Consider the following 13,414-nt stretch of genomic DNA (forward strand, 5'->3'; position numbering starts at 1 on the left):
GAAATAGCATTCTTTCACCTTAGATTAAGCTTTTCCTTATTTGAACTAACGAGACTATTCTTAAATAATGAGACATTAAGGTTAAACAAAAGGTACAAGTGAACATCACTGAACAACAACTCGAAATCTCCACCATCGGCTGGTTCGGCAAACTGGGCTGGCACTACGCAAATGGCCTGGACATTGCACCCGATAGCAGCCAGCCTGCCCGCACCGATTACCGTCAGTTTGTGCTGCAAAAGCGTCTGCTAGCCGCGCTGCCACGCATCAACCCACATATCCCCGCCACAGCGATGGAACAGGCTACTCACGCATTCCTCTCCGGTGAGCTGTATTTTACAGCGGCGGTGAGTAACTCGGAGCTATCATGACTATCACCGCTGACCAGATCGATCTGTGGCGCAGCAGTGCGTCGGAAACCCAGAATCTGGAATTCAAGGAAGCCAAGAACCAATACGACACCAAGAAGCTATGCCGTTATTGCGTAGCAATTGCCAACGAAGGCGGCGGTCATCTGGTGCTGGGCGTGGCTGACAAACTGCCGCGCCCTGTGGTGGGGAGCGAGGCGTTTACCGACACACAAGATATCGCCGAAAAGCTATTTCAGTGGCTGGGTTTTCGTGTAGATGTGGAGGCAGTGGCGCATCCAGACGGACGTGTGGTGGTGTTCATCATCCCAGGACGCCCGAAGGGAACGGCTTATCACTATGACGGTGCCTACCTGATGCGTTCCGGTGAAGAACTGGTACCGATGAGCGAGGATCAATTACGCCGCATTTTTGCCGAAGGGCAACCCGACTGGCTGGAGTTTCCTGCGCTCAAAGATGCTTCAGCGCAGGACGTGGTGCAGTTGCTGGATACGCAGACCTTCTTTGATTTGCTGCATCTGCCTTACCCCACTGATCAGGCCGGTGTCCTGGCACGTTTGCTGGATGAACGTTTGATCGAGCGCCGCGCGGCAGGCTTTCACATTCTGAACATCGGCGCAATTTTGCTGGCCAAGAGCCTGCGCAGCTTCCCCGACATCAGCCGCAAAGCGGCACGAGTGATCGTGTATGCAGGCGAATCCAAGATGCAGACCGTGTCCGATCAGACAGGCGAGAAAGGCTATGCGGTAGGCTTCACCGGCCTAGTGCAGTACGTGATGGGCAAGCTACCGCAGAACGAGGTGATCGAAGGCGCCATTCGCAAGGAGGTCAAGCTGCTGCCGGAAGTCGTAATTCGCGAGTTACTAGCCAACGCCCTGATCCATCAGGACTTCGAGATGAGCGGCGCATCGCCGACGGTCGAGGTATTTGCCAATCGCGTGGAAATTTCCAATCCGGGTGAGCCCATCGTGCCGGTAGAGCGGTTCATCGACGGCTATCAGTCGCGCAATGAGCGGCTGGCTGACCTGATGCGCCGGTTCGGGATTTGTGAGGAAAAAAGCAGTGGCATCGACCGGGTGATCGAGGCCGCCGAACTGATGCAGTTGCCTGCGCCGGAGTTCTTGACGGGTCACCAACGTACCATCGTGGTGATCCATGGGCCACGCTCGTTCCGCGACATGAACGGTAGTGACCGCGTGCGGGCCTGCTACCAGCATTGCGTGTTGCAGTACGTGCTGCGCAGGCAGATGACCAACCAATCTCTGCGCGAGCGGTTCGGCTTGTCAGAGGGTAGCAGCAACACGGTGTCGCAGATCATCACCGCGACGATCGAGCAGCGATTGGTCAAGAACGATCCCAATGCGCCGGACTCGCGACGCTATGCCAGATACATCCCGGCATGGGCATGAGTTATTTCATGGCAAGCCTGACAGGAAGGCCAAATATTTCCCAGATCATTGATTTTTATATTTTTTTTTATTTCATCGCAAACCGCAGCTCCTGCCACGCCAGGAAAGACAGAAGCACCGGCACATCGCATTGCAAGGGCTTAAGTATAGTTAATAAGCAGTGCTGATTGTATCGAGTAGGTACAGGGGAACAATATTTGTGAGTATTACCGAACAAAAACTCGAAAATGCCGCGATCGGCTGGTTCATTGAACTGGGTTGGCGTTACATCGACGGTCCGGCCATCGCACCCGATGGCGATTGGCCAGCCCGCACCGACTACCGCCAGGTGGTGCTGCGCGAACGTCTGCTGGCGGCGCTGTCACGCATCAACCCGCACATCCCCGCCGCCGCGCTGGAACAGGCCGCACATGAACTACTGACGGTGAGCGAGCCGTTGTTGATCGCCCGCAACCGTCGTGTGCATCGGCTGCTGCTGGCTGGTATACCGGTCGAGTTCTCCATGGGTGACGAAAAGCGCACCGACCTGGTCAACCTGATCGACTTTGCCAACCCACGCAACAACGACTTCCTGTTGGTCAGCCAGTTCACCGTGACCGGCACCAAGCAGCCGCGCCGTCCGGATCTGGTGGCTTTCGTCAACGGTCTGTCGCTGGCGGTGATCGAGCTGAAGAACCCAGCCAACGAGCAGACCGACATCTGGGATGCCTTCAACCAGATCCAGACCTACAAGGAGGAGATCGGCGACCTGTTCAACACCAATGTAGCCGTGGTGGTCAGCGACGGTTTCACGGCGCGGTTGGGGTCGCTCACGGCCAATCAGGAGCGCATGCAGCCCTGGCGGGCGATCACCAATGAGGATGACCGGCCGCTGCTGGAGTTCGAGCTGGAAACGCTGGTGCGCGGCTTCTTCGAGCCTGCGCTGTTTCTTGACTATGTGCGCCACTTCGTGCTGTTCGAGCAGGATGCCGACCACATCATCAAGAAGATCGCGGGCTACCACCAGTTCCATGCGGTACGCGAGGCGGTGAAGGCCACGGTGATCGCCGCCAGCAGTCCGAATAAAGGTTTGCTGGAAGTCCAGGAGCCGCGTGCCACCTATGGCAAGGAAGTGCAGCCGGGCAGCCGCAAAGCGGGCGTGGTGTGGCATACGCAAGGCTCGGGCAAGAGCATCACCATGGCCTGCTACGCGGGCAAATTGCTGCAGCAGCCGGAGATGAAGAACCCCACGCTGGTGGTGGTGACCGACCGCAACGATCTGGACGGGCAGTTGTACGGCACCTTCTGCGCCGCCGAAGACCTGCTCCGGCAGACGCCGGTGCAGGCGGGCAGCCGCGAGGAACTGCGCCAGATGCTGGCTGCGCGCGAGGCGGGCGGCATCATCTTCACCACGGTGCAGAAGTTCGCCCTGCTTCATGAAGAGGAACAGCACCCGCTGCTGTCGGGTCGCAGCAATATCGTGGTGATCTCCGACGAGGCGCACCGCAGCCAGTACGGCATGCAGGGGCGGCTGGACACCAAGACCGGCAAGTACGTGTTCGGCTACGCCAAGCACATGCGCGACGCCCTGGCCAACGCCACCTTCATCGGTTTCACCGGCACGCCCATCGCCCTGGAAGACAAGGACACGAGGGCGGTGTTCGGCGACTACGTCAGCATCTACGACATCCAGGATGCGGTGGACGATGGCGCCACGGTGCCGATCTTCTATGAAAGCCGCCTGGCCAAGCTGGACGTGAACCAGGCCGAGATCGACGCACTCAATGCACAGGTGGATGAGGTCATCGAGGACGAGGAAGACCTCACCGCCCGCGAAAAGACCAAGAGCGACTGGGCGGCACTGACCAAGCTGGTGGGCGCGCAGCCGCGTCTGGAACAGGTGGCTGCCGACTTGGTGCAGCACTTCGAGACTCGCACCGCCACGCTGGAAGGCAAGGCGATGATCGTGTGCATGAGCCGTGACATCTGCGCCGAGCTATACAACGCCATCGTCGCCCTGCGCCCGGACTGGCACGATGGCGCCCCGGAGAAGGGCGCGATCAAGGTGGTCATGACTGGCTCGGCGGCGGACAAGCCCTTGCTGCAGCCGCACCTGTACAGCCAGCAGGTCAAGAAGCGCCTGGAAAAGCGCTTCAAGGACCCGGCCGACCCGTTGAAGCTGGTGATCGTGCGCGACATGTGGCTGACTGGCTTCGACGCGCCCTGCTGCCACACCATGTATGTAGACAAGCCCATGAAGGGCCACAACCTGATGCAGGCCATTGCCCGCGTCAACCGGGTGTTCCGCAACAAGCCCGGTGGATTGGTGGTGGATTACATCGGCATTGCCAACGAACTGAAAGCGGCGCTCAAGACCTACACCGAATCCAAGGGCAAGGGCAACCCGGCCCACAACGCGGCCGAAGCCCTGGCGGTACTGCTGGAGAAGCTGGATATCGTGCGCGGGCTGATGCATGGCTTCGACTACAGCGGTTTTGAAACCAATGCGGTGAAGCTGCTGGTGCCGGTAGCGAACCATATCCTCGGGCTGAAGGACGGCAAGCAGCGTTTCCTCGATGCCATGCTGGCCGTGAGCAAGGCGTTTTCCCTGTGCAGCACGTTGGACGAAGCTGCCGCCCTGCGTACGGAGATTGCCTTCTTCGCCGCCGTCAAGGCCGCCATCGTCAAGTTCACCACGGTGGACCGCAAGCGTTCCGACGCCGACAAGAACAGCGCGCTCAAGCAGATCCTGGACAACGCCATCGTGGCGAATGGGGTGGCGGACATCTTCGCCCTGGCGGGCCTGGACAAGCCCAATATCGGGCTGCTGTCGGATGAGTTCCTGGAGGACGTGCGGCAGATGAAGAGCCGCAACCTGGCGGTGGAACTGCTGGAAAAGCTATTGCGTGACGAGATCAAGGCCCGCGCGCGCAACAACGTGGTGCAGGAGAAGAAGTACGGCGACCGCCTGCTGGAAACCCTGCGCAAATACCACAACCGGGCGGTGGAGACGGCACAGGTCATCGAGGAGCTGATCCAGATGGCCAAGGACTTCCAGGCGGCCCTGGAGCGCGAAGCCGCACTGGGGCTGAACCCGGATGAGATCGCCTTCTACGATGCACTGGCCAACAACGAAAGCGCCGTACGGGAACTGGGTGACGACACTCTCAAGAAGATCGCCGTCGAGATCACCGAGAAGCTGCGCAACAGCACCACGGTGGATTGGCAGGTGCGGGAGAGCGTGCGGGCGAAGCTGCGGATTTTGGTGCGGCGCACACTGAAGAAGTGGAAGTACCCGCCGGTAGGGGAAGATGCAGCTATCGAACTGGTGCTGAAGCAGGCGGAGTCACTGGCTAATACCTGGTCACGCTAAATTCGTACAATCTCATCATTAAAGTAATCCTGTGAATTAAAAAGGAAATCACGCGGCACATTAATTATTTGACATATAAAGGGAGCAACCATGAAGAGAATCGCAATCTTTGCCGACGGCACCTGGAATTCACCCGAGCAATCCCAACCCACCAATGTCCTGCAAATGGCACAGGCCGTCAGCCCCAATGCCGGTGGGATAGAGCAAGTGGCATTCTATGACTGGGGCATAGGCTCGGAAGGCAGGAAGATCACGGCGGGCATCACCGGCGCCGGCATCGACAAGAACATCATGGATTGCTACCGCTTCATCGTGCATAACTACGACATCGGCGACGAACTGTACTTCTTCGGCTTTAGCCGGGGTGCCTATACCGTACGCTCGCTGGCCGGGTTCATCCGCAATAGCGGACTGCTGAAACGCGAACATGCCGGCAAAATCAGCACAGCCTACAAGCTCTATCGCAAGCGCTCGAGCAAGAGTGGCCCCAACGCTCCGGAAGCAACGGCTTTTCGCCAGGCCTATGCCGTCGCGGATATTTCCTATATCCAGTTTGTCGGTGTCTGGGACACGGTAGGTGCGCTTGGCATACCCATCCCGTTCTGGGGCACATTGGGCGAGCGCGAATTCCTGTTTCACGATACCGAGCCTAGCAAAATCATCCTTCATGCCCGACATGCCGTCTCGATTGATGAGAACCGCCAGGATTTCGAGCCAACGCTATGGAGCGAGAAACCTGAGCTGGACTTGAAACAGGTGTGGTTTGCAGGCGTGCACTCCGACATCGGCGGCGGCTACGAAAAACCCGGTTTGAGCTACTGCGCCGCCCAGTGGATGATTGAAGAGGCAGAAGAAACTGGATTGATTTTTGAACCTCATCTCAAGAATGCCATCCAACCTGATGCACATGACCAGCAACACAATGAACGCAAAGGCATCTACCTGGCCCGCGAAGAGCATGTCCGTACCATCTCTGGGCCACTTCACAAGTCGGTCAAGCAACGTTGGGAGGCCAATGCAGACAATTACCGCAGCAAGAGCAAAGCCCTTGCGCGCCTCCTCGACACCGTCGGCAACGACTGGAGCAAAATAACCGTGATCTGATCACTGCCCGGCTGACACTTGCCGACTAGGGTCTGTTAGCGTTCTGTTTGTGCGCGGGCACGAACAGAACGCTAACAGACCCAGGTGCCTTGCGTTCCATCGAATAAATATAAAGGAGCAACAGTGGCATTACATCAGCGTGACTTCAGGAATAACAACGGCCATGCGGTTGCCATTTTCGGTGAGGTACTCGCCGATATCTTTCCAGACGGCAGCGTGCTCGGTGGCGCACCCTTCAATGTCGCCCGCCATTTGCATGCCTTCGGCCTGCATCCGGTCATGATCACCCGCATTGGCCAAGACGACCTTGGCCGCGAACTGCTGGAAGAAATGCAGCATCTGGGAATGGACACGACAGGTGTCCAGGTTGACCCGGTCAATCCGACCGGGCAGGTCAAAGTACACATGTCCGACAAGGGGCACCATTTCGAGATTCTGCCCGGACAGGCCTATGACTACATCCACGCCGGCGTGACGCATATGGTGACCATGGCCACCAAGCCCGACCTCGTCTACTTCGGCACCTTGGCTCAGCGCAACATGGAATCCCGGCTGGCGGTGGACAACTTCCTCAACTATGGCACCAGCCCGCGCTTCCTCGATATCAACTTGCGCGATCCATGGTTCGACAAACATACCGTCCGCCGCTCGCTGTTGCGCGCCGACATCGTCAAGCTCAATAACGAGGAACTGGAAACCCTGGTCAAGATCCTGCGCCTCCCCGGCCGCACGCCGCATGAACATGCCGCAGCGCTCATCAAGCGCTTCAACCTTGATTTGCTGCTGGTAACAGAAGGCGAACGGGGTGGGTGGCTGATGGATGACACCGGACATGCCAGCACTGTGGAGGGAACCGAGCCGCCAAAAACCTTTGTCGACACCGTGGGGGCAGGGGATGCATTTGCCTCTGCCTTTATTCTGGGAATACTCAAGGGTTGGCCCGCGGACGTGACACTTGCCCGCGCCAACCAGTTTGCCGCCGCCCTCTGTGGAATCCGGGGCGCAGCCCCGGGCTCTGCGGACTTTTACACGCCTTACAAGAAAGAGTGGCAATTATGAGCGCCCCAGGCGAACGTCCGATTTATATCCTCATGATCAGCATGCATGGGCTGATCCGCTCGGAAAACCTGGAGCTGGGCCGCGATGCCGACACTGGCGGCCAGATCACCTATGTCGTCGAACTCGCCCGCGCATTGACCAAACATCCGCTAGTGGAAAAAGTCGACCTGCTCACACGCCGGATTGAAGACGATGACCTGCCGGAAGACTACAACATCCCGGAAGAACAGCTGGAACACAACGCACGCATTATCCGTCTGCCATGCGGCCCCAAGCGCTATTTGCGCAAGGAATCCCTGTGGCCGCACCTGGACCAGATGGTGGATCAATGCCTGCACTTCGTGCGCCAAAAAGGCGGACGCCTGCCCGACCTGTTGCACACGCATTACGCAGATGCCGGCTATGTCGGACAACAGCTGTCGCTGCTGCTGGGGATTCCGCAGGTGCATACCGGCCATTCGCTGGGCCATCCCAAGCGCGAGCGCCTGCTCGCGTCCGGCAAGAAACCCCAGACCATAGAGCGCCAGTTCAATTTCGAGCGTCGCATTGCCGTGGAAGAATCCATCCTGGAGCATGCCTCCATGATCATCACCAGCACACAGCAGGAGATTGACGAGCAATACAGCATGTACCGTCATTTCGACCACCAGCGTTTCCGCGTGATTCCACCCGGCACCAACACCTCCCGCTTTTCCCCGCCAGGACGCAAAAAGATTTCCTCCGGCCTGCAGCAGAATATAGACCGATTTTTTTCCGAGCCGGACAAACCGCTCATTCTCACCATCTGCCGCCCGGAAGTCCGCAAAAACCTGAAAGGGCTGATCAACGCGTTTGGCGAAGATCCCGAATTGCAGCAACAGGCCAACCTGCTTATTGTGGCCGGGACACGTGAAGATATACGCACCCTGGAAGAATCTCAGCAGCAGGTGATGCGCGACCTGTTGTTGGATATCGACCGTTACGACCTCTGGGGCAAGGTGTCCATCCCCAAGCACGTCACACAGGACGATATTCCCGAGCTTTACCGACTGGCAGCACGCAGGCGCGGCGTGTTTGTCAACGCCGCACTGACCGAACCATTTGGCCTGACCCTGATTGAGGCCGCCGCCAGCGGCCTGCCTTTTGTTGCGCCGGATGATGGCGGGCCGCGCGATATTGTCCACAACTGTCGCAGCGGCCTGCTCGCCAACACGCTGGAGAGCGTTGCCATCGCCCAGGCCTTGAAGGAAATCCTCTCGGACAAGAAACGCTGGCGCACCTGGGCCAAGAATGGCCTCACCGGCATCAAGCGTCATTACAACTGGCAAGCGCATGTGCACACCTACATGAAACAGGTGTTGTACGTGTTGCGACGCGACCGCAAGCGCTGGCGCCGCCAGCTCGTCATCACACTGGACTCGGGAAAATCCTATATGCCACTGGTGAATTCCGCCCTGATCAGCGATATCGACAACACCCTGCTGGGCAACAAACGCTCACTGCGCCAACTGGTGAGCTGGCTCAAGGATAACAAAGGCAAGTTCGCATTCGGCATTGCTACCGGCCGCACCATAGAAAGCGCAGTCGATATCCTCAGGCAGTGGCAGGTGCCCATCCCCGAGGTATTGATCACCTCGGTCGGCAGTGAAATCCATTACGGTGCGCGCCTGATCCCGGACACTGGCTGGTCCAACCACATCCGCCACAAATGGCGCCGCGATGCGCTGGAAGAAGCCATGAAAGAATTGCCGGGCCTGACATTGCAAGCGCCGGAAAACCAGCGCGAATTCAAGCTGAGCTACATTGTCGACCCGGACAAAATGATGCCGATCGAGGAAATCAGCCGCCGGTTGCGCGACCAGCAACTGTTTGCGCAATTGATCTACTCCCATGGCGAGTTCCTTGACCTGTTGCCCATCCGTGCGTCCAAGGGTCATGCCATTCGCTACCTTGCCTACAAGTGGAAGGTGCCGCTAAGGAACTTCCTGGTAGCTGGCGACTCAGGCAATGACCATGAAATGCTGGTGGGTGATACCCTTGGCGTGGTAGTGGGCAACCACAGCGAGGAACTGGAAAAATTACGCGGCATGGAGCAGGTTTATTTTGCCCAAGGCCATTACGCAGAAGGTATCCTGGAAGGCATTGCCCATTATCATTTTGAAGAGATAGAACCCATACCCGTCAGCGAAGACTAGGGGTCTCAGACTCTAATAAAGCCACCAAGAATCAAGAAAGCATTCGGCATGTATGAACAAGTATCCCACTCGTTACTGAACGATATTCTCATCGGCCTCGACCCCAAGGTCGGCTGTGAAGACCTCAAGCACTTCTATATCCGCCTTGGGGCCAACTTCTATGCCATCCACTCCTTGTTTCATCAGCTCTATGGCGACCGCCGCGACTTCCGCCTGCAAATGCACAAGCTGGTGGAGGTCATGGCCAAGCAGTACGTCAGCCGCAGCGCCGAATTGCGCAAAAGCGACCTCGCGCGCGAGCAGGATCACGACTGGTTCCTGAGCCAGAAGCTGGTGGGATATGCCCTGTATTGCCAGGAATATGCCCAAAGCCTCAACGGCATGCATAGCAAACTGGACTACCTGCAGGAGCTCGGCATCAACCTGGTGCATATCATGCCGATTCTCGACGGCCCCAAAGGCCGCAACGATGGCGGCTATGCCGTGCGCGATTTCCGCAAGATCGATGACAAATACGGCACGCTGCAGGACCTGGATGCGCTGAGTGCCGACATGCGCAAACGTGACATGTTGCTGGTGCTGGACGTGGTGGTCAACCACACCTCGGATGAGCACGAATGGGCCAAGAAGGCCAAAAAAGGTAATAAGAAATACCAGGACTATTACTACACCTACTCGGACCGGAAAATCCCTAACCTGTTCGAGCAAACCATGCCCGAAGTATTCCCCGAAACCGCACCGGGCAACTTCACCTGGAACGAGGATATGGAACGCTGGGTAATGACGGTGTTCAACAACTTCCAGTGGGACCTTAACTACAAGAACCCGGCCGTATTCATCGAGATGCTCGACATCATCCTGTTCTGGGCCAACCACGGTGCAGACGTGGTGCGCCTGGATGCCGTTGCCTTCCTCTGGAAGAAAATCGGCAGCACCTGCCAGAATGAGCGCGAGGCGCACCTAATCCTGCAACTCATGAAGGATTGCTGCCAGGTCACCGCACCCGGCACATTATTCATCGCCGAGGCGATTGTCGCTCCGCTTGAGATCATCAAGTATTTCGGCGAAGACGCGGTCAATGCCAAGGAATGCGAGATTGCCTACAACGCCACCTTCATGGCCTTGCTCTGGGATGCGGTTGCCACCAAGAGAACCATCCTGCTCAACCGTGGCCTGCGCAGCCTACCCACCAAGCTGGACCGGGCGACTTGGCTCAATTATGTGCGCTGCCACGACGATATTGGCCTGGGGTTCGACGACGACGATATCCGTGCAGCCGGTTATGACCCGCAGGCGCACCGCCGTTTCCTGGTGGATTACTACACCGGCGCATTCCCGGAATCAACCGCCACCGGCGTAGCCTTTGGCCGCAACGAGAAAACCGGCGACGCCCGCATCTCGGGCTCCCTGGCCTCGCTGGCCGGCCTGGAAACCGCGCTGCTCAACAACGACGAATACGCAATTGATATCAGCATACGCACCATCATCCTGCTGCATAGCATGATCGCCTCGTTTGGCGGCATTCCCCTGCTATATTACGGCGACTCCATCGGCACGCTTAATGACAACACCTACATCGCCGACGAGAACAAGCACCACGACAGCCGCTGGGTGCACCGCCCCACGCTGGACTGGGACAAGGCCGCGCGACGCAAGGAACCAGGCACAGTGGAAAACCGCATTTTCACTGCCATCCAGAAACTGCTAGCCGTACGCAAACAGATTCCTGCATTTGCCGACCTCAACAACCGTGAGATTTTCGATGTCAGCAACCCCCACCTGTTTACCTTCTTGCGCTTTACCTCGCGCGGCCTGCACTCCCGCGTGCTGGTCATTGCCAACTTCGACATCTCGCCACAAACCCTGAACCTCAAGGAGCTCGATGCAGTCAACCTGTTTGAGCATCGCGAAGCCAAAGACCTCTACAGCGGCAAATCGCTCTCCACCAGGAGCGGCAACCTGGAAATCCCGCCGCTGGGCTTTTATTGGCTGCAGCTCTGATCCCAACACCAGGAAAGGAAATCCATGCAATCACTCCTCGTCTCGCTCGGCGTTCCCGAAACGGTCATTCCATTGATCCAATCCGGCCTGCGCATCCTGTTTGTCATCTTTGCAGCGGTCATCCTCATCCGCCTCAGCAACAACGCCATCCGCCTGCTCAAGGGCAGGTTGCGCGCCCATGCCCAGCAGAACCTTGAAGAACTCAAGCGTATCGAAACCCTGGGGCGCGTCATCAGCTACATTGCCACCACCGTCATCGGCGGTATCGCCGTCGTCGAAGTGCTGCACGAATTCGGCATCTCCCTTGCCCCCATCCTCGCTGCCGCTGGTATTGTCGGCGTTGCCGTCGGTTTTGGCTCCCAGAGCCTGGTCAAGGACTATTTCAATGGCCTGGTCATGCTGCTGGAAAACCAGATCCGCCAGGGCGACTCGATTGAAGCTGCTGGCAAAAAGGGCACTGTGGAAGAAGTCACCCTGCGCCACATTCGCCTGCGCGACTACGAAGGCAGCGTCCACTTCATCCCCAACAGCGTCATCACCACCGTCAGCAATATGAGCCGCGGCTTTGCCTATGCCGTCATCGACATCAAAGTGCCTGTGGCAAGCGACTTCAGCCACATCCTGCAAGTCATGCGTGAGATCGGTGCTGAATTACGTGCCGACCAGGATTACAAGGACAAGATAGAAGGCGACCTGGAAATTGCCGGTGTCGAGCAAATGGACCATGAAACCGCCGTGCTGCGCGGCCGCTTCCGGGTGAAGCCGCAGGATAAAAGCAGCGTGCGCAGGGAATTCACCTATCGGTTGAAAGAGGCGCTGGATACGCCGGTGCAGGAAGCTGATTGATTTAGAATGTCACTTAACCATACCATCACCTTCTACAGCTTTAAGTAGTAGAATCCCATTTTTCTCTTTCCAGATACCACCATGGGCTTTGAACAACTCGCAGAACTGAAAAAGCAACTGGCTGCCAAAGCGCAGGCAGAACGTCCCGCCAAGCCACAAGCAAAGCCAAAGGCAACTGCATCACGCAAGCCGGAGAACCCGGTCGACCCCGTGGTGCTCACCATTGGCAGGCTGCAAAAGCATTTCCCCAAGGCGTTTCCCAAGAACCCTGCGCCCAAGCTGCCGCTCAAGATCGGCATCCACCAGGAACTGCTCGCCAAGGCCAAGGACGTCGGGCTGGAAGAAGCCGCCATCACAGAAGCCATCAAGACCTGGTGCCGCGGCACGCGCTATTGGGCTAGTATTGTCGAAGATGCGCCGCGGGTTGACCTGGAAGGCAATCCGGCAGGGCAGGTGACTTCAAGGGATGCCGCCCAGGCACGCGCGTTGGAAGCCCGCCGCAAGCAACCGCGCAAACCTAAGGCAGAAAAAGTATCGGTGGCTGAGACATCCAGCGAGACAATTTCCGATGAGCCAGCAACCTGAGTATCGTAAGCAATTAATGTGATATGGGCTTTGTAAGATGCCGCGCATCGCATATCGCTAGTTAAGCTGATGCCTTATCCAATCCCAGCCACCATTGCCGTTGTTCTCCACAATAACCGCATATTGCTGGTGCGGCGTGCCAATCCGCCCGATGCCGGTTACTGGGGATTTCCCGGCGGCAAGATCAACAATGGTGAAACCATCGAGGGTGCCGCGGTTCGCGAACTGTTTGAGGAAACCGGCATTCAGGGTGAGGCATTGCACATTATCACTGCCGTTGATGCGTTTGATCGTGACGATAACAATATCCTAAAGGAGCATTTTGTCCTGATAGCAGTGCTTTGCAGATGGATTTCAGGGAACGCAGTGGCTGCGGATGATGCGCTTGAGGCAGGGTGGTTTGCACTTGAAGACATTAATGAAACCAGCCTGTCCTTGAGCCAGGATGTAGCCAAGGTTGCCAGGATGGGTATCACACTCGCATCAGAGGCAGCGCTCTGAAGTTGCAGATGATGA

Annotated in this window: 10 protein-coding genes; all 10 read left to right on the forward strand. The window is 57.5% G+C overall.

What is annotated here, in order from left to right; genetic code table 11:
• Positions 1-98: 98 nt before the first annotated feature.
• The 10 genes from LG198_RS08750 (at position 99) to LG198_RS08795 (ending at position 13,399) form a co-directional block, all read left to right on the forward strand.
• Positions 99-371 (forward strand): type I restriction endonuclease, encoded by a 273-nt coding sequence (locus LG198_RS08750; protein ID WP_230342791.1) that lies wholly within the window; start codon positions 99-101, stop codon positions 369-371.
• Positions 368-1,777 (forward strand): ATP-binding protein, encoded by a 1,410-nt coding sequence (locus LG198_RS08755; protein WP_230342792.1) that lies wholly within the window; start codon positions 368-370, stop codon positions 1,775-1,777. The genes LG198_RS08750 and LG198_RS08755 overlap by 4 nt, the downstream gene beginning before the upstream one ends.
• Before the next feature lie 199 nt (positions 1,778-1,976).
• Positions 1,977-5,129, forward strand: coding sequence for a type I restriction endonuclease subunit R (locus tag LG198_RS08760; RefSeq protein WP_230342793.1), 3,153 nt, complete (start codon positions 1,977-1,979; stop codon positions 5,127-5,129).
• A gap of 90 nt (positions 5,130-5,219) precedes the next feature.
• On the forward strand, positions 5,220-6,233 hold the full coding sequence (locus LG198_RS08765; protein ID WP_230342794.1) for a DUF2235 domain-containing protein: 1,014 nt from the start codon (positions 5,220-5,222) through the stop codon (positions 6,231-6,233).
• A 123-nt stretch (positions 6,234-6,356) separates the two neighbouring features.
• On the forward strand, positions 6,357-7,292 hold the full coding sequence (locus LG198_RS08770) for a carbohydrate kinase family protein (RefSeq protein WP_230342795.1): 936 nt from the start codon (positions 6,357-6,359) through the stop codon (positions 7,290-7,292).
• A complete protein-coding gene (locus LG198_RS08775) occupies positions 7,289-9,466 on the forward strand; it encodes an HAD-IIB family hydrolase (protein ID WP_230342796.1) in 2,178 nt (725 codons plus the stop codon). Before LG198_RS08770 ends, LG198_RS08775 begins: the two co-directional genes overlap by 4 nt.
• A gap of 48 nt (positions 9,467-9,514) precedes the next feature.
• Entirely contained in the window at positions 9,515-11,467 is a 1,953-nt protein-coding gene (locus LG198_RS08780; RefSeq protein ID WP_230342797.1) for an amylosucrase, read from the forward strand.
• 24 nt (positions 11,468-11,491) lie between these two features.
• A complete protein-coding gene (locus LG198_RS08785; protein ID WP_230342798.1) occupies positions 11,492-12,313 on the forward strand; it encodes a mechanosensitive ion channel family protein in 822 nt (273 codons plus the stop codon).
• A gap of 81 nt (positions 12,314-12,394) precedes the next feature.
• Positions 12,395-12,898 (forward strand): ProQ/FinO family protein, encoded by a 504-nt coding sequence (locus LG198_RS08790; RefSeq protein WP_230342799.1) that lies wholly within the window; start codon positions 12,395-12,397, stop codon positions 12,896-12,898.
• Positions 12,899-12,967: 69 nt separating this feature from the next.
• The gene (locus tag LG198_RS08795) at positions 12,968-13,399 is read left to right on the forward strand and encodes an NUDIX hydrolase (RefSeq protein WP_230342800.1); all 432 of its coding nucleotides are present in this window, start codon (positions 12,968-12,970) and stop codon (positions 13,397-13,399) included.
• Positions 13,400-13,414: the final 15 nt, after the last annotated feature.

The organism is Methylobacillus arboreus, from assembly GCF_020532725.1.
In the GTDB taxonomy this organism is placed as follows: Bacteria; Pseudomonadota; Gammaproteobacteria; order Burkholderiales; family Methylophilaceae; genus Methylobacillus; species Methylobacillus arboreus.

Excerpts from the sequence above, each read along its gene's own strand:
- LG198_RS08755 (WP_230342792.1), top strand. The coding sequence starts at position 368 with ATGACTATCACCGCTGACCAGATCGATCTGTGGCGCAGCAGTGCGTCG.
- LG198_RS08790 (WP_230342799.1), top strand. The coding sequence starts at position 12,395 with ATGGGCTTTGAACAACTCGCAGAACTGAAAAAGCAACTGGCTGCCAAA.
- LG198_RS08775 (WP_230342796.1), top strand. The coding sequence starts at position 7,289 with ATGAGCGCCCCAGGCGAACGTCCGATTTATATCCTCATGATCAGCATG.
- LG198_RS08780 (WP_230342797.1), top strand. The coding sequence starts at position 9,515 with ATGTATGAACAAGTATCCCACTCGTTACTGAACGATATTCTCATCGGC.
- LG198_RS08785 (WP_230342798.1), top strand. The coding sequence starts at position 11,492 with ATGCAATCACTCCTCGTCTCGCTCGGCGTTCCCGAAACGGTCATTCCA.
- LG198_RS08765 (WP_230342794.1), top strand. The coding sequence starts at position 5,220 with ATGAAGAGAATCGCAATCTTTGCCGACGGCACCTGGAATTCACCCGAG.
- LG198_RS08795 (WP_230342800.1), top strand. The coding sequence starts at position 12,968 with ATGCCTTATCCAATCCCAGCCACCATTGCCGTTGTTCTCCACAATAAC.